Source organism: Pseudomonas sp. (genome assembly GCF_030690725.1).
Classification (GTDB): Bacteria; Pseudomonadota; Gammaproteobacteria; order Pseudomonadales; family Pseudomonadaceae; genus Aquipseudomonas.
In genome coordinates this window covers 35,798-55,791 of sequence record NZ_JAUYGD010000001.1, presented here as the reverse complement: position 1 = coordinate 55,791, position 19,994 = coordinate 35,798, and the positions used below count along the sequence as shown (strand labels likewise).

Genomic DNA, 19,994 nt, shown 5'->3' with positions numbered 1-19,994 from the left:
GACACCGCCCCCCGGATTACATCCGGGCTACCTGGTTTCAAGGCAATAGAATGCTCGAGCCCGTGGTCTGCCGTGCGCTCAGGGCGGTTTGTGCCAGCGGCGCATCCTTGAGCGCATAGCGGTTGCTGATCTCCACCTGCAGTTGGCCGCTGGCGATCATGGCGAACAGTTCGTCAGCCATCGCCTGCAGCCGGGAAGGTGTATCGGCGTAGCCGGCCAGGGTTGGGCGGGTGACGAACAGCGAGCCCTTCTGCGCCAGGACGCCCAGGTTGACCCCGCTGACTGCGCCAGACGCATTGCCGAAGCTGACCAGCAGGCCGCGCGGCGCCACGCAGTCCAGCGAGGTTTCCCAGGTGTCCTTGCCGACGCCGTCGTAGACCACCGGGCACTTCTTGCCAGCGGTCAGTTCCAGCACGCGCTGGGCGACGTTTTCATGGCTGTAGTCGATGGTCGCCCAGGCGCCCTGCTCCATGGCCCGTGCGGCTTTTTCGGCGGAGCTGACGGTGCCGATCAGCTTGACCCCAAGCGCCTTGGCCCACTGGCAGGCGAAGGAGCCGACCCCGCCAGCGGCGGCATGAAACAGAATGGTTTCGCCACCCTGCAGAGGGAACGTTTGGCGCAGCAGGTACTGCACCGTCAGGCCCTTGAGCATCACTGCGGCGGCCTGCTCGAAGCTGATCGCATCCGGCAATTTCACCAACTTCTCGGCCGGCAGTACATGCAGTTCGCTGTAAGCGCCCAGCGGCCCAGTGGCATAGGCCACGCGGTCGCCCACTCGAAAGCTGCTGACCGCCGTACCCACTGCCTCAACGATGCCCGCACCCTCGGTGCCCAGGCTCGACGGCAGCGCTGGCGGCGCATATAGGCCACTGCGGAAATAGGTGTCGATAAAATTCAGGCCAATCGCCTGGTTCTGCACCCGCACTTCATTGGGGCCTGGGGCAGCGGGAGTGTAGTCGCTGTAGTCGAGAACGTCCGGGCCGCCGTGATGGTTGAACTGGATGCGCATGGCCATTTTCAGAGTCTTCCGCAATTGAATGCCTGGATGATGCCCGCACGGGCAGAAAAGTGCCGTTATCCAATCGTCTGCATTGACCGCCGTCAACTGCGGCCGTGGGGTGGCTGGTGTTATGCTGGCCGCCCATTTTTCCCCGCGGCCACGTGCCGCCTGGCCTTACCCGTTTTCAAGGTGCCGCCGTGAGTGACCGTACTGAGGCCGTCAAAGCCTACCTGCTGGATCTGCAAGACCGTATCTGCACTGCCCTGCAAGCCGAAGATGGCGGCGCCGAATTCTTCGAGGATGCCTGGCAGCGGCCAGCCGGCGGTGGCGGGCGCACGCGGGTGATGGAGAACGGTGCGCTGATCGAAAAGGGCGGGGTGAACTTCTCCCATGTGTTCGGCGACAGCCTGCCGCCGTCGGCCAGTGCACACCGTCCGGAACTGGCCGGGCGTGGTTTCGAGGCCCTCGGCGTATCGCTGGTGATCCACCCGGAAAACCCCTATGTGCCGACCTCCCACGCCAACGTGCGCTTCTTCAGCGCCGAGAAAGCCGGTGAAGAACCTGTGTGGTGGTTCGGCGGCGGCTTCGACCTGACGCCCTACTACGGCAATGAAGAGGACTGCCGGCACTGGCACCAGGTCGCCCATGACGCCTGCGCGCCCTTCGGTGCCGAGGTCTACCCGAAGTTCAAGGAGTGGTGTGATCGCTACTTCCACCTCAAGCACCGCGGCGAGCCGCGCGGCATTGGTGGGTTGTTTTTCGATGACCTCAATCAGTGGGATTTCGACACCAGCTTCGCCTTTATGCGCGCTATCGGCGATGCCTATATCGCGGCCTATCTGCCCATCGTGCAGCGCCGCAAGCTGACCCCGTATGGCGAGCGCGAGCGTGAGTTTCAGGCCTTCCGCCGCGGTCGCTACGTCGAGTTCAACTTGGTATTCGACCGTGGCACGCTGTTCGGCCTGCAGTCCGGCGGGCGTACCGAATCGATCCTGATGTCGCTGCCGCCGCACGTACGTTGGGGCTACGACTGGAAGCCGGAGCCGGGCAGTGAAGAGGCGCGGTTGACCGAGTATTTCCTGACCGACCGTGATTGGCTCTCGGCTAAGGCGTAATTGCGTAGCCCGGATGAAATCCGGGGAGTTCCAGCGACCGTTCCCGGATTTTATCTGGGCTACGAACTCTGTAATCAGAAAGGATGTTTCATGGACCGCTACGGCGTATTCGGCAACCCCATCGGCCACAGCAAGTCGCCGCTGATTCATCGCCTGTTTGCCCAGCAGACCGGCGAGCAGTTGAGCTATGACGCCCTGCTCGCGCCGCTGGATGACTTCCCCGGCTTCGCCCGCGCATTCTTTGCCGAAGGGTTGGGTGCCAATGTCACGGTGCCGTTCAAGGAGCAGGCGTTTGCTCTTGCCGATCAGCTCAGCGCCCGTGCTCAACGTGCTGGCGCGGTAAATACCCTGAAGAAGCTCGCCGACGGCAGCCTGCTCGGCGACAACACCGACGGCGCCGGCCTGGTGCGTGATCTGACGGTGAATGCCGGGGTAACCCTCAAAGGCAAACGCATCCTCCTGCTCGGCGCGGGCGGTGCGGTGCGCGGGGTGCTGGAGCCGTTGCTGGCCGAGCAGCCGGCGGCGCTGGTGATTGCCAACCGTACGGTGGAGAAGGCCGAGCAACTGGCCCGTGAATTCGCCGACCTGGGCCCGGTGGTTGCCAGCGGCTATGACTGGATCGACGCGCCGGTGGACCTGATTATCAACGGCACCTCGGCCAGCCTGGCCGGCGAGTTGCCGCCGATTGCGCCAAGCCTGATTCAGCCGGGCCATACCCTGTGCTACGACATGATGTACGGCAAGGAATTGACCGCCTTTAACCGCTGGGCTGCCGAGCATGGCGCGGCGCGCACCCTGGATGGCCTGGGCATGCTGGTCGAGCAGGCCGCTGAAGCCTTTGCCTTATGGCGCGGTGTGCGCCCGGCCAGCGCGCCGGTGTTGGCCGAACTGCGTCGCCTGCTGGCCGAGAGCTAAGACCGTGGGATTGAGCACGGATGAGCTGGCGCAGATCAGCGCGCTGACCCTGCGCCATTATCAGGACTGCGCCGAAGACTTTCGTGAGGGTACCCGCGATCACGATGTCAGCCAGAATATCGCCGCCCTGCTCGCGCATATTCAGGCCACTGCGCCCTACCAGATTCTCGATTTCGGCTGCGGCCCGGGACGCGATCTGCGCACCTTTAGCGCCATGGGCCACAGCGCCGTCGGTTTGGACGGCTGCGCGCGCTTTGTCGAAATGGCCCGCGCCGACAGTGGCTGCGAGGCCTGGCAGCAGGACTTTCTTGCCCTGGATCTGCCGCCTGAGCGCTTCGATGGGGTGTTTGCCAATGCCTCGTTGTTTCATATTCCCCGCCAGGAACTGCCACGGGTGTTGCAGCAGCTGCATGCCACCCTTAAACCCGGCGGTGTGCTGTTCAGCTCCAACCCCCGTGGTGAGAACCAGGAAGGCTGGAATGGCGAGCGCTACGGCGCCTATCACGACCTGGCCAACTGGCGCCTACTGCTTAACGCCGCAGGCTTTAGCGAACTGCAGCATTACTACCGCCCGGCAGGCTTACCGCGTGAGCAGCAGCCCTGGCTGGCCAGCGTCTGGCGGCGCAGCTAACGCTCGGCTGTAGCCTGGATTAGCGCAGCGTAATCCGGGAAAGGGGGCTCGGTGATGCCGTGATACCCGGATTGCGCCTTCGGCTTATCCAGGCTACGAAACAGGGGCAGAGCCTGGCTCAGTCCGTAGGGTGGACGTCGTTTTTCACGTCCACCGCAATGGTGGATCGATGAAGCGTGATCCACCCTACTCAATACACATCACGCAGATAACGCTTCTGTTCGGCCAGACGGCGGATATGTTCGGCGGCTTTTTCCTCGCTTAAACCACCGTGCTCGCGCGCCACATCCCGTAGCGCCCGCTCGACATCCTTGGCCATGCGGTTGGCGTCGCCGCAGACATACAGCTGCGCACCCTCCTCCAGCCAGCGCCACAGCTCGCCGCCCTGCTCGCGAATACGATCCTGCACGTAGATCTTCTGCGCCTGATCGCGGGAGAAGGCCAGGCTGAGGTGGGTCAGCAGACCGTCGTGCTGCATCGCCGTCAGCTCGTCGCGGTAGTAGAAGTCGCTGGCCGCATGCTGCTCGCCGAAGAACAGCCAGTTCTTGCCGGTATCGCCGCGCGCACGACGTTCGTGAAGAAAGCCGCGAAACGGCGCCACGCCGGTACCGGGGCCGATCATGATCATCGGCACGTCGCCATCTTGCGGCAGGCGGAAGTATTTGTTGCTCTGCACAAACAGCGGCACCTCGCGGTTATCCGCACGGTCGGCAAGAAAGGTTGAGGCCACACCCTTGCGCTTGCCGTAGCGCACGGCGGAAACGGTCAGGTGCACTTCGCCGGCATGCGCCTTGGGGCTCGAGGAGATGGAATACAGGCGTGGTTGCAGGCGCTTGAGGCTGCCCAGCAGCTCGCCAGCCGTGTGTTCGGCCGGATAGGCCTGCAGCACATCGGCCAGTTGGCGGCCCCACAGCCAGTCCTTCAGCTCGGCCTTGCGCTCGCCAAGCAGGCTGTGCAGCTCGCTGCTGGCGCTGCGTTCGGCGACCAGGGCGAGGGCTTCGTTGCTTGGTCGGGCGATTTCGAAATGGCTGCTCAGCGCCTCGCGCAGCGGCAGGTCGCCGACCTTGGCCACGTTGACCCGTTGCTCGCCGTCAAGGCGCGCCAGTTCGAGCACTTCCTCGACCAACTCCGGGCAGTTGCGCGGCCAGATGCCGAGGGCATCGCCGGCTTCGTAGGCTAGGCCGGAGTCGCCCAGGGCGAAGGCGATCTGGCGAGTGTCCTTGCTCGCGCCTGCTGCGTTCAGGCGCAGGTTAAGCGCCAGACGCGCAGGAAGCGGCTGGGTTTTGTTCACCGTGCTGACGGGTTCAGTTGAAGCGGCGCTGTGTGGAGGAACTGCCGTTGCCGCCGGGCGCAGCAGTGGTAGCAGTTCGTTTAGCCAGGCTGAGGCGGCCTCGTCGAAGTCGCTGTCGCAATCCAGGCAGGCCCGCATTGGTGTGGCGCCGAGTTCGGCCAGGCGACGGTCGAGGTTTTTGCCATGCTGACAGAACTGCTCGTAATTCGGGTCGCCAAGTGCCAGTACCGCATAGCGCAGATTTTCCAGGCGCAGGTCGCTGGTCTGCAGGGCATTCCAGAAGGCTTGGCCGTTGTCCGGCGCATCACCGTCGCCGAAGGTGCTACTGAGCAGCAACACCGAGCCGGCGCTGGCCAATTGTTGCGGTGGGTAATCGGCCATGCAGCTGAGCGCCACGGCCACTCCGGCTTCGCTCAGGTACGCGGCCAGGCGCTCGGCCAGCGCTTCGGCATTGCCGGTCTGCGAGGCCCACAACAGGGTTACCGCAGGATTTGTTGCCAGCACCGCGGGTGCGACGCGGCTGAATATTCCGGCGAGCATGCCATCTAGCCACAGGCGGGTCGGCTCGGCCAGGGGCGCCTGGCTTGGCAGGCTGGGCACACCGCCGCCGGGGTTGCTGCGCAAGCCGCTGATAAAGCCGGCCATATAGCTGCGCTCGCTTTCGCTGAGGGGCGGCGGCGCGCTGCAATCTACGCCGACCAGGGCCGCAAAGGTGTCGATGCTGGACATCGCAAGTTCCTCGGGCGGGAGAGATAGGCGAGTGCTGTCGACTGCCTCGGCGGTGGGCGTATCGAGGCGTTGATGGGCGATCAGCTCGATACGCCGCAGGCTGACGGCGCAGAACTTGAATTCCGGCTGCTGCGAGATGGGGTCGATGGCGTCGCTGGTCACCGCGTTGATCGCCAGGTTATCGCCGTACACATCGTTCCAGTGAAACGGCGCAAAGCAGCCGCCGGGCAGCACGCGGTCGCTGATCTGCACCGGCAGCACGGCATGGCCACGCCGCGAGCGGACCTCCAGCTGGTCGCGGTCGCGCACGCCGAGGGCGGCCGCGTCCTGCGGGTGCACTTCGATAAAAGGGCCGGGGTTGAGCTTGTTCAGCGTGGCGACCTTGCCGGTCTTGGTCAGGGTGTGCCACTGGTGCTGCAGGCGCCCGGTATTGAGTACGAATGGGAAGTCGGCATCGGGCATTTCCGCCGGGTCGAGGTGCGGGCGCGGGAAAAACTGCGCCTTGCCGCTGGGCGTGGCAAAGGCCAGGCGCGGCGTGCTGCCATCTTCGCGGATGTGCAGCGTCTGGCTGATGCCGTCGTTTTGATAGCGAATCGGCATACGCCCGTCGCCCTCTTCACTGGCGCAGGGCCATTGCAGCGGCGTTTGGCGCAGGCGCGGGTAGCTGGCGCCGCGCAGGTCATAGCCGGTTTTAGGGTTGTGGAAGCGTTTGATCTCTTCGAATACCTGCTCGGCCGAGCTGTAGCTAAAGCCGTCGGCGAAGCCCATGGCGCAGGCCACCTTGGCGATGATCTGCCAGTCGGCCATGGCCTCGCCGGGCGGCTCGACGGCTTGCGGCATCAGGGTCAGGTTGCGCTCGGAGTTGATCATCACCCCTTCGGCTTCGGCCCACAGTGCGCCGGGCAGGAGGATGTCGGCGTAGCGGTTGGTTTCGGTGTCGAGAAAAGCGTCCTGGGCGATCACCAGTTCGGCGGCCTTCAGCCCTTCGATCACCTTGCTACGGTTGGCCATGCTCGCCACCGGATTGGTGCAGATGATCCAGCAGGCCTTGACCTTGCCGGCTGCCAGATCCTCGAACAGCGTCACGCTGCCGCCGCCCAGGCGAGTGTGCAGGGTGCCGGCCGGCACGCCCCAGACTTGCTCGACAAAGGCGCGGTCGTCGTCCACCAGCACGCTGCGCTGGCCCGGCAGACCGGGGCCCATATAGCCCATTTCGCGGCCGCCCATGGCGTTGGGCTGGCCGGTAAGGGAGAACGGCCCGCTGCCGGGGCGGCAGATCTTGCCGGTGGCCAGGTGCAGGTTGCACAGGGCGTTGGTGTTCCAGGTGCCGTGGGTGCTCTGGTTGAGGCCCATGGTCCAGCAGCTCATCCACTCGCCGGCTTCGCCGATCCAGCGTGCGGCCTGGCGGATCGCTGCTTCGCTGAGCCCGGTGTGGACGGCGACGTATTCGGGGGTGTAGCTCTCAAGGAAGTCCGGCATGACCTCCCAGCCTTCGGTGAACTCGGCAATAAAGCCTGGATCGGTGTGGCCGTTCTTGTGCAGCAGGTGCAGCAGGCCGTTGAGCAGCAGCAGGTCGCTGCCCGGTTTGATCTGCAGGAACAGGTCGGCTTTGTCCGCCGTGGCGTTGCGCCGGGGGTCGACGACGATCAGCTTGGCGCCGGCCTTGACCCGCGCCATCAGGCGTAGAAACAGGATCGGATGACAGTCCGCCATATTCGCGCCGATCACCAGCAGCACATCCGCGCGGTCGAAATCCTGGTATGAGCCGGGTGGGCCATCGGCACCCAGCGACAGCTTGTAGCCGCTGCCGGCGCTGGCCATGCACAGGCGCGAGTTGGATTCGATCTGGTTGCTGCCCAGGTAACCTTTGACCAGCTTGTTGGCCAAGTACTGCGCCTCCAGCGACATCTGCCCAGAGACATACAGGGCGATGGCGTCCGGGCCGTGTTCGTCGAGTATCGCGCGCAGGCGGGCGGCGGCGGCGCTGATGGCGGCATCCATGGCGATTTGCCCAGGGTCACGGTTACGTTCGCTGCGCAGGTAGGCGTGATGCATGCGGCCGGATTCGTTCAGCGGCTGGGCGCAGGTGCTGCCCTTGGTGCACAGGCGGCCGAAGTTGCTCGGATGCTGTTGGTCACCGCTGACCTTGGCGATCTTGCCGTTTTCCACTTGCATGACGATGCCGCAGCCGACGCCGCAATATGGACAGACACTCCGAACCGTTTTGTTCGCCACACCCCTCTCCTGCACCTGAAACGCAAAACGCCATGCAACCCTCCGTCGAAACGGGAGCGGCACGGCGTCTTTGTCGTGGATGGGCAATCAGCGTTGATTACCTGGGTGAGTCTATAGCAAGGCACGCGCCAGGGTTCGCCAGCGCGGCTCGAATGCCCGCGCGGCAAGGCCTGGCGAGGTGTGTGTGGGGCTGCTGGGCGGGTTTTACGCGACTCATAATGGGGCGCAGGCTGCCCTTATCGCCTCTTTTTGGGTCTTTATCGCGCCGGGCAGGTGAGCCTGCAACTGCGCCTGTAGCCCGCTGCAATGCGGGCCGCAGGCCGCTGCGGGGAAACTGGCACAAGCGCTGCATGAGCCCCGGCGAGCCCGCCACATTCGGGCCGCCCATTCGATCAATGGCGATCGCCAGCCTCTATAGGTAATGGGTATCAGGTGCCATGCAGGCACCGCACAGAACAGGCAAAGGCGCCTGAAACCGCAAGGTTTCAGGCGCCTTTTTTATTGCCGCAGAAAAACCTGATGAGCTTCGGCCGGGAAATGCCATGAACAGCACAGATACCTCCACAGACCAGCAACGGCTGATCATCATCGGCAACGGCATGGTCGGCCATCACTGCGTCGAGCAACTGATCGAACGTGGCGCACTCGCCCGCTATCAGGTCCATGTGTTCAGCGAAGAGCCGCTGCGCGCCTATGACCGCGTGCACCTCTCCGAGTATTTCACTGGCCGCGATGCCGAATCCCTGGCCCTCAGCGGTGCCGAGTTGTACCAGACGCCGGGCGTGACCCTGCACCTCGGTGTGCCGGTGCTGGAGATCGACCGCGAACGCCGCGAAGTGATCACCGCCGAAGGCAGCTTCCCCTACGACCAGCTGGTGCTGGCCAGCGGCTCCTACCCGTTCGTGCCGCCGATTGAAGGCGCCGAAGGCGATTCGCGCCTGGTCTACCGCACCCTGGCCGACCTCGACACCATCCAGGCCGCCGCCAAGAGCGCGCGCCGTGGCGTGGTGGTTGGCGGTGGCCTGCTCGGTCTGGAAGCGGCCAACGCGCTGAAGTCCCTGGGCCTGGAAGCCCATGTGGTGGAATTCGCCCCGCGCCTGATGCCAGTGCAGCTGGATGATCACGGCGGCCTGGCCCTGAAGGCGCAGATCGAAGCCCTGGGCGTCAGCGTGCACCTGTCGCGCGGCACCCAGTCGATCACCCCGGGCAGCGAGTACCGCTATCGGATGAACTTTGCCGGTGATGAATTCCTTGAAACCGACCTGATCGTGTTCTCCGCCGGTATTCGCCCGCAGGACGCCATCGCCAAGCAGTGCGGCCTGGAACTCGGCCCGCGCGGCGGTGTGGCCATCGACAGTCAGTGCCGCACCAGCGACCCGGCCATCTACGCCATCGGCGAATGCGCGGCGTGGAACGGCGGCATCTTCGGCCTGGTTGCGCCTGGCTACCAGATGGCCCGCAGTGTCGCCACCCAGCTGTGCGGCGAAGACAGCGAGCCGTTTATGGGCGCGGACATGTCGACCAAGCTCAAGCTGCTCGGCGTCGACGTCGGCTCCATCGGCGATGCCCACGGCGCCACCGCCGGTTCGCGCAGCTACCGCTTTATCGACGAAGCCAACGCCAGCTACCGCCGTCTGGTCGTATCTGCCGACGGCAAGCAGGCCATCGGCGCCGTGCTGGTCGGCGACAACAGCTACTACGACACCCTGCTGCAGTACGTGCAGAACGGCATTGCGCTTCCGGCTGACCCGTCCTGCCTGATCCTGCCGCAAGGCGAAGGCGCCCCGGCGCTGGGTGCCGATGCGCTACCGGACACCGCGACCATCTGCTCCTGCCACAACGTCAGCAAGGGCGCGATCTGCTCGGCCATCGATGCCGGTTGCGGCGACCTCGCCGGGCTCAAGTCTGCTACCCGCGCCGCCACCGGTTGCGGCGGCTGCTCGGCGCTGCTCAAGCAGGTGTTCGAGCACGAGCTGACTGCGCGCGGCGTGGTGGTGGACAAGAGCCTGTGTGAACACTTCGCCTACACCCGCCAGGAGCTGTACGGCATCGTTCGCGTCGAAGGCATCGAGAGCTTCGAGGCGCTGCTGGCCAAGCACGGTCGCGGCCATGTCGGCTGCGACATCTGCAAGCCGGCGGTGGGCTCGATCCTCGCCTCCTGCTGGAACCGCTCGATCACCGACCCCGCGCTGGTGCCGCTGCAGGACACCAACGACACCTTTATGGCCAACATGCAGAAGAACGGCACCTACTCGGTGGTGCCGCGTATTCCCGGTGGCGAAATCACCCCGGACGGCCTGCTGGCCATCGGCGCGGTGGCGAAAAAGTACGACCTCTACACCAAGATCACCGGCGGCCAGCGCATCGACCTGTTCGGCGCGCAGCTGCACGAACTGCCGGATATCTGGGCCGAGCTGATTGCCGCCGGCTTTGAAACCGGCCACGCCTACGGCAAGTCGCTGCGTACGGTGAAGAGCTGCGTGGGCAGCACCTGGTGCCGTTACGGCGTGCAGGACAGCGTGGCCATGGCGCTGCTGCTGGAGGACCGCTACAAGGGCCTGCGCTCGCCGCACAAGATCAAGTTTGCGGTCAGCGGCTGCACCCGCGAATGCGCCGAGGCGCAGAGCAAGGACGTTGGCGTGATCGCCACCGAGAACGGCTGGAACCTCTATGTGGCGGGCAACGGCGGCATGCGCCCACGCCATGCCGAGCTGTTCGCCACCGATCTGGATGATGAAACCCTGATCCGCTATATCGACCGCTTCCTGATGTTCTACGTGCGCACCGCCGACCGCCTGCAACGCACCTCGGTGTGGCGCGAGTCGCTGGAAGGCGGCCTGGATTACCTCAAGGAAGTGATCATCGACGACAGCCTCAATCTCGCCGCCGAACTGGAAGCGCAGATGCAGCTGGTAATCGACCGCTACGAGTGCGAATGGGCCAACGCCCTGAAGGACCCGGAGAAGCTCAAGCGCTTCCGCACCTTCGTCAACCAGCAGGGCGGCGATCCGGACATCCAGTTTGTCGAAGAACGGGGTCAGCGCCGCCCGATCAGCGCCGCCGAACTGCAACTTATTCCAGCCGAGGAGGTGGTCTGATGGGCCAGTCGAGCGCAACCGCAACAATCGAACACACCAGCGTGCAATGGCGCGCCCTGTGCAGCCGAGCCGATCTGGTGGCCAATTCCGGCGTGGTCGCCTGGGTCGACGGCGCCCAGGTGGCGCTGTTCTATCTGCCCAATGAGGCCAGTGACAAGCAGCTGTATGCCGTCGATAACCGCGACCCGAAGTCCGGCGCCAACGTTATCGGTCGCGGTATTGTCGGTAGCCTGGCTGGCGACTTGGTGATCGCCGCGCCGCTGTACAAACAGCACTACCGCCTGGAAGACGGCAGCTGCCTGGAATATCCCGAGCAGCAGCTGCGCACCTGGCCGGTGCGCTTGCAGGGTGACCGGGTGGAAATTGGCCTGAGCTAAAACCACTGGGCAAGCCGGGCTGAATAGGGCGCTACTTGACTATTGAGTCAGTAATTGGCTTGATGCAGCTCAGCCCGCAGGGCTGTCGATTCTTTCGGCAGCCCTATTTTTGTTGCTCTGCCAAGCCCTTATTACGCAAATCGCTGTATATCGCGAGATATAGCGAAGGTAGAGTAGCCAGGTGAATCAGCGTCGACAGCACCGCCGTTGCAACGCGGTCGCACACCCAGGAGTTATCCATGCAAGCGCGTATCGCGGCGCTGTTCGCCGCTCTGATTTTCAGTAGCCAGGCCCTGGCTGAGCAGGTGCAGGTCGCGGTGGCGGCTAACTTCACTGCGCCGCTGCAGACGATTGCCGCCGAGTTCGAGAAAGATACAGGTCACAGCGTGGTCGCTTCCTTCGGCGCGACCGGGCAGCTGTATGCGCAGATTCAGCACGGCGCGCCATTCGAGGTGTTGCTCAGCGCCGATGCAAGCACCCCGGCCAAGCTCGACAGCGAAGGCCTGGGCGTCAGTGGCTCGCGCTTTACCTATGCAATTGGCAGCCTGGTGCTGTGGTCGGCCACGCCGGGTTATCTGGATGGCAGCGACGCGGCGCTCAAGGCCAACCAGTACCGGCACTTGGCGATTGCCGACCCGAAAACCGCACCCTATGGCCTGGCAGCAACCCAGGTGCTGGATAAGCTCGGTTTGACCGAAGCTGTGCAGGGCAAGCTGGTCACGGGGCAAAGCATCGCCAAGGCACTGCACTTTATCGCCACCGGCAATGCCGAGCTGGGCTTTGTCGCGCTGTCGCAGGTGTATCAGGACGGTCAGCTCAGCAGCGGTTCGGCCTGGATCGTGCCAGCCGAGCTGCATTCGCCGATCAAGCAGGATGCGCTGATCCTCAAGCAGGGCGAGCGCAACCCAGCCGCTGCGGCTTTTATGGATTACATGAAGGGCGAAAAAGCAGCCGCAATTATCAAGTCCTATGGCTACCAACTCTAAGAGGCGGTTGCGATGCCACTGACTAAAGCCGATCTCGCTGCGGTACTGCTGACCCTTGAGCTGGCATCGCTGACCACCCTGTTGCTGCTGTTGATCGGGACGCCGATTGCCTGGTGGCTGGCGCGCACTGATTCGCGCTGGAAGCAGCCGATTGGCGCCATCGTCGCGCTGCCGCTGGTGCTGCCGCCGACGGTGATTGGCTTCTATCTGCTGGTGAGCATGGGCCCGCACGGTTTTATCGGCCAGCTGACCCAGAGCCTCGGCCTGGGCACCCTGACCTTTACCTTTGCCGGACTGGTGATCGGCTCGGTGTTCTATTCCCTGCCCTTTGTTGTGCAGCCGCTGCAGAACGCCTTCGAGGCGATTGGCCGGGGGCCGCTGGAGGCGGCGGCGACGCTGCGCGCCGGGCCTTGGGATGCGTTCTTCACGGTGGTGCTACCGCTGGCCAAGCCGGGCTTTATCACGGCGGCGATTCTCGGCTTCGCGCATACCGTGGGCGAGTTCGGTGTGGTGCTGATGATCGGCGGCAATATCCCCGGCAAGACCCAGGTGGCGTCGGTGCAGATCTACAACCATGTGGAAACCATGCAGTACGCCCAGGCTCACTGGCTGGCGGGCGGCATGGTGCTCTTCTCCTTTATCGTGCTGCTGGCACTGTATTCCGGGCGTAGCCGCACGCGGGTGTGGCAATGATCTGGCCATTGGCGCGGCGCAATCCGGTGATTCGTACAGTCGCCGGGGCGGGCGAAATCCACGCGCGTTTCAAGGTGGCGTATGCCGGTTTTACTCTGGATGTTGAGCTGAACCTGCCCGGTCGCGGCGTCAGTGCCCTGTTCGGCCATTCCGGCTCGGGCAAGACCAGTTGCCTGCGCTGTTTTGCCGGACTGGATCAGCCGAGCGCAGGCTACCTGCAGGTCAACGGCGAGCTGTGGCAGGACAGTGCCCAGGGCATCTTCGTGCCGGCGCATCAACGCGCCGTGGGTTACGTGTTTCAGGATGCCAACCTGTTTGCCCACCTCACGGTGCAGCGCAATCTGCAGTACGGGTTGAAGCGCATCCCCGCTGCGCAGCGGCGGATTGCCCTGGAGCAGGCAGTGGAATTGCTCGGCATTGAGCATCTGCTGGAGCGCCTGCCGGGCAAGCTGTCCGGCGGCGAGCAGCAGCGCGTAGGCATTGCCCGCGCCCTGCTGACCAGCCCGCGCTTGCTGCTGCTGGACGAGCCGCTGGCGTCCCTCGACCTCAAGCGCAAGCAGGAGGTGCTGCCCTATCTGGAGCGCCTGCATCAGGAGCTGGAGATTCCGATTGTCTACGTCAGCCACTCGCCGGATGAAGTGGCGCGTCTGGCTGATCACCTGGTGCTGCTCGAGGACGGCAAGGTCAGCGCCAGTGGCCCCTTGAAGGAAACCTTGTTGCGCGCCGACCTGCCGTTTGTCTTCGAGGACGATGCCGAAGCGGTGGTCGACGGCGTAGTTACCGCGCATGACCAGGCTTACGGGCTGCTCTACCTGCAATTGCCGGATAGCCAGATCAACCTGCGCTTGCCCCATGGGCCGCTGCCGCTGGGCCAGTCGGTGCGGATCAAGGTTAAGGCGCGGGATGTCAGCCTGAGCCTGCAGCAGGCCGAGGACAGCAGCGTGCTCAACCTGCTGCCGGCGCGGGTGCTGGACTGGATCAACGTCGCCGAGCAGGCGCATGTGCTGGTGCGCGTGCAGGTGGGTGGCGAGCAATTAATAGCCCGCATCACCCGTTACTCCTTCGACCGCCTGCAGATCCAGCGCGAGCAATCGCTGTGGGCGCAGGTCAAGTCGGTGTCATTACTGAGCACCAACTGATGTCTGGGCAAACGCGCCGGGGACGACCTGCGAGCGCTTCAGGCCGATCAGCTCCAGCTCGATAAACACCAGCACGGCCACGGCCTGGACGATCACGAAGGCGTAGCCGAGCAGGTTCGGCGTGACCCAACCGCTGAGCAGCAACAGCACGCTGTGCACCACCCACAGCGCGTTCAGGCCGATCACCGTGTAGACCGCCGCCCGCGCCATGCTTTCGCGGCGCGATAGCCAGAGTAGAAAGGCCGCCAGCGGCAGCAGCACCAGGGCGGCGCCGAGCAGCAATTCACGCGGCAGGGCCAGCAGGCCGCTAAGCCAGTCGGCCAGCAGCAGAAGTTGCGCGGCAGTGGCCACACCGACCAGCCCATCGGCGAGCAGGGCGCGGCGCAGTAACAGCGAAGGTTGCAAGGTGGTCATGGCGAAGTCTCCACAAAGGACCGCCGAAATGGCGGCTTGCCCTTAGATTTCGCCGATCCGCGCGCCGCGTCGATTACCTCGCAGGTAATGGCTGCAATGACCTCGCTGGTCTATCGTCGATGCCCATGAACAGTCAAATCCAGCCCGTCGGGGCCCTGCTGCGCCAGTGGCGCCAGCACCGTCGTCTTAGTCAGCTCGACCTCGCCTGCGAGGCCGATATTTCCACCCGCCACCTGAGTTTCGTTGAAACCGGGCGCGCCCAGCCCAGCCGCGAGATGCTGCTGTTGCTCGCCGAGCAGCTGGATATTCCGCTGCGCGAACGCAATCGTCTGCTGAGTGCTGCTGGTTATGCACCGCTGTTTACTCAGCACGCGTTGTCCGAGCCGGCCATGGCGGCCGCGCGAACCGCCATCGAGCTGCTGCTTAAGGCTCACGAGCCCTATCCGGCGTTGACCATCGACCGCCACTGGAACCTGCTGGCGGCCAACAGTGCCATCGAACCTTTTCTGGTCGGCATCGCTCCAGAGTTGCTGGAGCCGCCGATTAATGTCATGCGCCTGAGTCTGCATCCGGGCGGGCTGGCCCCGCGTATCGTCAACCTTGGGTCGTGGCGCGCCTACCTGCTGGCGCGGTTGCAGCGCGATATTCAGGCCAGCGGTGATGCCCAGCTGCAGGCGCTGTGGGATGAGCTGAATGCTTATCCGGGGCCGGCGGCGCCCGCGCAGTTCGACAGCGACACGGTGCTGATGCCATTGCAGTTTGCCAGCGAGCAGGGCGTGGTCAGCCTGATCGGCACCACCACGGTGTTTGGTACTGCCAACGACATCACCCTGGCGGAGCTGGCGCTGGAAACCTTTTTCCCGGCCGATGCCTTCAGCGCGCAGTACCTGCGTGACTTGGCCGAATCGGCGCATCTTTCCGACGAAATCACTCTTTAGGCTGCTTTTCTCCAGTATTCAGTGCAGTACCCTGTGGCGCGCGATTGTATAAGCTGACCTGGTTCAGCACTGCTCACAAAAATAATAAGGAGCACCCCACGTATGCGTTCTACAACGCTGTCTCGCTCGCTATTGCTCGCGGTTATTGGGTTGTTGGCCGGCCTCTCGCCGCTGACCTTTGCCCAGGCCGTTACTCCCCAGGAACAGGTGCAGGTGCAGGCCAGCCGGGTTACCAGCAGCCTGATGCTGTTACGCGGTGAGGGTTTCCAAAAGAAACACCAGGACGCCCTGGAAACCGATCTGCAGGCCTTGGCCGCAGCGGTGCAAAGTCTGCCGCAAAACAGCGATGCCCTGCGCAGCGCCCATCAGGAATTGGTGGTGCAGATTCGCCGTGGCGTGGCCTTTGGCCCAAGCGAAGATGACATGCCCTGGCGCTACCCCGAGGACCTCAGCAAAGCCCTGCTCGGCGTGCTCGAGCAAACCCGCAAGCTGGCCGGCCCGGATGACAGCGAACTGTCCGCCAAACTCGAATACCTCTCGGTGCAGTACCTCAGCCGCGCCTACTTCGGCAATTTCGAAACTGCCCGCGAACAGCCCGACACCTACCTCGGGCAGGACGAACGCAAGATCGTGCCCTCAGTGGATGCGCAGCTTGCCGCGCTGGATGGCAAGGCCGACCCGCAGGTAGGCAAGCTGAAAACCCGCTGGGAATACCTCAAGGCCGCGCTGGTCGACCTCAACAGCCAGAGCAGCGCCTTGCAGAGCGCCTCGGGCCGGCCATTTGCGCCAATCACCGTGCACCGGCAAACGCGCTCGCTGACCACGCAGTGGATGGCGATGTACTAAGTCCGTCTTCGATCTGCTGCGCGTTGGTGATCGGGGTTAAGCAGGTGAGCGGCTGCTTTGTAGCCCGGATGCAATCCGGGACGTTTGGGTGAGCAGCATCACCGCTCCCGGATTACATCCGGGCTACGGCTTAATGGTCTTGGCAGTCTCAGGCAGTGGCTTTCTTCTCGCGAATACAGGTCGGGCCGGCGCGCTCGACGATCGCCTGTTCAACCTCTTTGCGCAGGCCCAGCAGGAAGGCTGCTTCGGCGGCGACGAACAGTGGGCCGATCACCAGGCCCATCACGTCATCGACAAATGCCGGTTTGCGCCCTTCGTAGTAATGGCCGACAAACTGGATGATCCAGCCGATCACAAACAGGCCGATGCCGCTGCTCAGCCACACCACTGTCGATTGCACGGCCAGGCCCGCTGCCGCCCATAGGCTGAGCACCAGCAGCAGTGCCATCAGTAGGCCGAAACGCAGGTCCAGGCGCAGGTAAAACACCCCTGCCGCCAGAGCCACCAGCAGGGCTGGGGACAGCCACAGACCGAGCAGCTCGAAGCCGGGGCGCGATAGCAGCACGGCTACCGCCACAACGATCAGTGGAATACCGATAAAGTGGCTGAGAATATTGCGTTGGTCGCGGTGATAGGCCGCGTATTGAGCCAGATGATCAACCAGGGTTTTCATTATTATTTTCCTCATGCAAGACAGGTGGCCAGCATGAACCCTCGCCCGCGCAGCGCTCTGTCAGCTAGCCGACAAACCTCTTGGAACCGTCGATGAACAGCGGCCACAGCTATCAGGCGCGCCTGCGTCAGGGCCACTGGTTCAGCGCCCTGCCCGCTGCATTGCAGGAGTCCCTGCTGGCCGCTGCCCAGGTGCAACAGCTGGCACCCGGGCAGGTGCTGTTTCGCCGGGGCGATAAGCCCTGCGGCCTGTATGCGGTGGTTGAGGGCGGCATGCGCATCGGCGCGGTCAGCGCCACCGGCAAGGAAGCGCTGCTGACCCTGGTCGAACCGCCCTACTGGTTTGGCGAGATTTCCCTGTTCGACGGCCAACCGCGCACCCACGATGCCTTTGCCGAAGGCCCCTCCACTCTGCTGCTGGTGCCGCAGGCGCGGCTGTTGGCGCTGCTCGAACAGCAGCCGCAGTATTGGCGCGACTTCGCCCTGCTGATGAGCCATAAACTGCGCCTGGCATTTATCGCCCTGGAAGAAATGAGCCTGCTGCCCGCCGCCCCGCGCCTGGCCCGGCGCCTGCTGCTGATCGCGGAAAACTACGGCGAAGGCGAGCCGCGTCGGGTTCTGCATCTGCCCCAGGAACAGCTGGCGCTGATGCTGGCGATCTCCCGGCAGACCACCAACCAGATCCTCAAGGAACTGGAAGGCCGGGGCATTCTGCGCCTGACCTATGGCGAGATCGAAATCCTCGATCTGCCGCGCTTGCGTCAGGCGGCGCAGTGAGCCAAACCGGCCGGGCAGGCTGCAAAGACTGAACCTGTGGCGCAGAATGGCGCTCTATTGCCGACCTGCATGCCACCAGAGCCCGATGTCCTGATGCCGATAACCGCTGTTACCCCCACTGTCGCCCACGCTGACCTGCCCCTGGTGTTGGCCGGCCCGCTGCTGCGCCGCATGGAGTCACAGCGCCTGGTGTTGTGGCTGGTCGGCAGCCGGCCGCTGACCCTTACTCTGCAGCTGAGCCATGGCGACGCGCCTGAGCCACAGCGCTTGCCGCTGACTGGCGACAGCTGCCAGGTCATCCAGATCGGTGAGCAGGCGTTTATCCACCTGCTTGATCTGGCGCTCGACGCCCCGCTGCCCTGCGATATGCAGATTGATTACGACCTGCTGATTGAACAGCCGGATCAGGCCGCGCTGGGCATCGCCGACTGGGCGCCGCACTTGCTGTACGACGGCGCGACCCAGGCGAATTTCGTGCTGCGTGCGCAGCTGGATCATCTGCTTCACGGCTCCTGCCGCAAGCCGCATCACCCGGCGGCCGATGGCCTGCTTTGCGCCGACCGCCTGCTGGCCGAAGCACATGCCCCCGAACAGCGCCCGGCGTTGTTGTTGATGAGCGGCGACCAGATCTACGCCGATGATGTTAGTGGGCCGATGCTGCGGGCGATTCATCAGGTGATCGAGCGCCTGGGTCTGTTCGGCGAGCACCTGGAAGGCGCAGTGGTCGCCGACAGCACGGCGTTGTACCAGCACCCGGCCAGCTACTACCAACGCGCCGAGTTGCTGCCAGCGCTGAAGAGCAACGAAACCCTGCGCGAGCGCTTTTTCGGCGGCGTGGAAAAGCCGGTGTTCACCACCAACAGTGCCGACAACCACCTGGTGACCTGCGCCGAGGTGCTGGCCATGTACCTGCTGGTCTGGTCGCCCGTGCCCTGGACGTTGCTGGATGCCGAAATGCCGGCGCTAAGCGCCGAGGAAGTGCCGCGCTACCAAGCTGAGCGCGGGCGTATTGAAGCCTTTCGCGGCGGCCTGGGCCAGGTCGCCCGCGCCCTCGCCCATTTGCCGACGCTGATGATCTTCGATGACCACGACATCACCGATGACTGGAACCTCTCCGCGCAGTGGGAAGAGACGGCCTACGGCCACCCGTTTTCCAAGCGCATCATCGGCAATGCGCTGATCGCCTACCTGCTGTGTCAGGGCTGGGGCAACAACCCCGATGTATTCGCCAAGCCGTTGCAGATGATCCGCGCGATGACCGAGGGACGCGATGCCGCCAACCATATGGACTGTCAGCCGCAGGACGCGCTGATCGACGAGCTGCTGAGCTTTCATCAGTGGCAGTTCGTGCTGCCGAGCACCCCGGCGCTGGTGGTGCTGGATACCCGCACCCGGCGCTGGCGCAGCGAGCGCAACCTCAAGCGTCCGTCCGGTTTGCTGGATTGGGAAGCGCTGTGCGAATTTCAGCAGGAGCTGCTTGATCATCCGTCGGCGATCATCGTCTCCCCCGCGCCGATATTCGGCGTCAAGCTGATCGAGACCATCCAGAAGGTCTTCAGCTGGGCCGGCCATCCGCTGATGGTCGATGCGGAAAACTGGATGGCCCACCGTGGTGCGGCGCAGGTGATGCTGAATATCTTCCGCCACTCGCGCACGCCGGGGAACTACGTGATCCTCTCCGGCGATGTGCATTACTCGTTTGTCTACGAGGTGCTGATCCGCCAGCGCAAACGCGGCCCGCAGCTCTGGCAGATCACCAGCAGCGGCCTGAAAAACGAATTCCCGCCGCGCCTGCTTGACTGGTTTGACCGCCTCAACCGCTGGCTCTACGCGCCCTGGTCGCCGCTCAACTGGCTGACCACGCGTCGGCGCATGCAGGTCAAACCGCGCATCCCCTCGCGCAGCAAGGCCGGCGAACGCCTGTGGAATGGCGCGGGGCTGGGTCAGGTGTTCTTCAACAAGCAAGGCCAGCCGAGCGCGATCTATCAGCTAAATGCCGATGGCTCGCCAGCGGTGGCTTTTGTTGATGACCGGGATAAGGCACCTGCTCCGCAAACCGCACTCAGCCCCGCAGGAAGAGGCTAAAGGCTCGCGGGCATGGCCCGCTCCTACGATATGCGTAAGCCTGTAGGAGCGGC

At 64.1% G+C, this 19,994-nt stretch carries 16 protein-coding genes; 12 read left to right on the top strand and 4 right to left on the bottom strand.

Annotation, left to right across the window (positions count from 1 at the left end):
* Positions 1-37: 37 nt before the first annotated feature.
* The gene (locus tag Q8O69_RS00235; protein ID WP_305588870.1) at positions 38-1,015 is read right to left on the bottom strand and encodes an NADPH:quinone reductase; all 978 of its coding nucleotides are present in this window, start codon (positions 1,013-1,015) and stop codon (positions 38-40) included.
* Positions 1,016-1,197: 182 nt separating this feature from the next.
* Between Q8O69_RS00235 and hemF the strand changes: the two genes are divergently transcribed.
* The 3 genes from hemF to Q8O69_RS00220 all read left to right on the top strand — a co-directional run bounded on the left by hemF (position 1,198) and on the right by Q8O69_RS00220 (position 3,661).
* Positions 1,198-2,115 (top strand): oxygen-dependent coproporphyrinogen oxidase, encoded by a 918-nt coding sequence (hemF, locus tag Q8O69_RS00230; RefSeq protein WP_305588869.1) that lies wholly within the window; start codon positions 1,198-1,200, stop codon positions 2,113-2,115.
* 90 nt (positions 2,116-2,205) lie between these two features.
* Complete coding sequence (aroE, locus tag Q8O69_RS00225; RefSeq protein ID WP_305588868.1) at positions 2,206-3,030, top strand: shikimate dehydrogenase; 825 nt, start codon at positions 2,206-2,208, stop codon at positions 3,028-3,030.
* A 4-nt stretch (positions 3,031-3,034) separates the two neighbouring features.
* Positions 3,035-3,661, top strand: coding sequence for a bifunctional 2-polyprenyl-6-hydroxyphenol methylase/3-demethylubiquinol 3-O-methyltransferase UbiG (locus tag Q8O69_RS00220; RefSeq protein WP_305588867.1), 627 nt, complete (start codon positions 3,035-3,037; stop codon positions 3,659-3,661).
* Positions 3,662-3,851: 190 nt separating this feature from the next.
* Here the strand turns inward: Q8O69_RS00220 and Q8O69_RS00215 are convergent, their stop codons facing one another.
* On the bottom strand, positions 3,852-7,916 hold the full coding sequence (locus tag Q8O69_RS00215; RefSeq protein ID WP_305588866.1) for a bifunctional nitrate reductase/sulfite reductase flavoprotein subunit alpha: 4,065 nt from the start codon (positions 7,914-7,916) through the stop codon (positions 3,852-3,854).
* A gap of 542 nt (positions 7,917-8,458) precedes the next feature.
* Between Q8O69_RS00215 and nirB the strand changes: the two genes are divergently transcribed.
* The 5 genes from nirB (at position 8,459) to modC (ending at position 14,209) form a co-directional block, all read left to right on the top strand.
* On the top strand, positions 8,459-11,014 hold the full coding sequence (nirB, locus tag Q8O69_RS00210) for a nitrite reductase large subunit NirB (RefSeq protein WP_305588865.1): 2,556 nt from the start codon (positions 8,459-8,461) through the stop codon (positions 11,012-11,014).
* Positions 11,014-11,391: a nitrite reductase small subunit NirD gene (gene nirD, locus Q8O69_RS00205; RefSeq protein ID WP_305588864.1), complete on the top strand. Its 378-nt coding sequence runs from the start codon at positions 11,014-11,016 to the stop codon at positions 11,389-11,391. Before nirB ends, nirD begins: the two co-directional genes overlap by 1 nt.
* Before the next feature lie 239 nt (positions 11,392-11,630).
* Complete coding sequence (modA, locus tag Q8O69_RS00200; protein WP_305588862.1) at positions 11,631-12,377, top strand: molybdate ABC transporter substrate-binding protein; 747 nt, start codon at positions 11,631-11,633, stop codon at positions 12,375-12,377.
* Between the two features lie 12 nt (positions 12,378-12,389).
* Positions 12,390-13,070, top strand: a complete 681-nt coding sequence (gene modB, locus Q8O69_RS00195) for a molybdate ABC transporter permease subunit (RefSeq protein WP_305588861.1) — start codon at positions 12,390-12,392, stop codon at positions 13,068-13,070.
* A complete protein-coding gene (gene modC, locus Q8O69_RS00190; RefSeq protein ID WP_305588860.1) occupies positions 13,067-14,209 on the top strand; it encodes a molybdenum ABC transporter ATP-binding protein in 1,143 nt (380 codons plus the stop codon). Before modB ends, modC begins: the two co-directional genes overlap by 4 nt.
* On the opposite strand, the gene Q8O69_RS00185 is transcribed toward modC, so the two are convergent.
* Positions 14,192-14,623, bottom strand: coding sequence for a hypothetical protein (locus Q8O69_RS00185; RefSeq protein ID WP_305588859.1), 432 nt, complete (start codon positions 14,621-14,623; stop codon positions 14,192-14,194). The genes modC and Q8O69_RS00185 overlap by 18 nt on opposite strands.
* 125 nt (positions 14,624-14,748) lie before the next feature.
* Between Q8O69_RS00185 and Q8O69_RS00180 the strand changes: the two genes are divergently transcribed.
* Positions 14,749-15,561, top strand: coding sequence for a helix-turn-helix domain-containing protein (locus Q8O69_RS00180; protein ID WP_305588858.1), 813 nt, complete (start codon positions 14,749-14,751; stop codon positions 15,559-15,561).
* A 102-nt stretch (positions 15,562-15,663) separates the two neighbouring features.
* Positions 15,664-16,407, top strand: a complete 744-nt coding sequence (locus Q8O69_RS00175) for a hypothetical protein (protein ID WP_275959994.1) — start codon at positions 15,664-15,666, stop codon at positions 16,405-16,407.
* Between the two features lie 148 nt (positions 16,408-16,555).
* Here the strand turns inward: Q8O69_RS00175 and Q8O69_RS00170 are convergent, their stop codons facing one another.
* Positions 16,556-17,080 (bottom strand): DUF962 domain-containing protein, encoded by a 525-nt coding sequence (locus Q8O69_RS00170; protein ID WP_305588857.1) that lies wholly within the window; start codon positions 17,078-17,080, stop codon positions 16,556-16,558.
* Positions 17,081-17,172: 92 nt separating this feature from the next.
* Here Q8O69_RS00170 and Q8O69_RS00165 point away from each other — a divergent pair, with 92 nt between their 5' ends.
* Both Q8O69_RS00165 and Q8O69_RS00160 read left to right on the top strand, forming a co-directional pair.
* Positions 17,173-17,856: a Crp/Fnr family transcriptional regulator gene (locus Q8O69_RS00165; protein ID WP_305588856.1), complete on the top strand. Its 684-nt coding sequence runs from the start codon at positions 17,173-17,175 to the stop codon at positions 17,854-17,856.
* A 93-nt stretch (positions 17,857-17,949) separates the two neighbouring features.
* Complete coding sequence (locus tag Q8O69_RS00160; RefSeq protein WP_305588855.1) at positions 17,950-19,941, top strand: alkaline phosphatase D family protein; 1,992 nt, start codon at positions 17,950-17,952, stop codon at positions 19,939-19,941.
* The last annotated feature ends 53 nt before the right edge of the window (positions 19,942-19,994 follow it).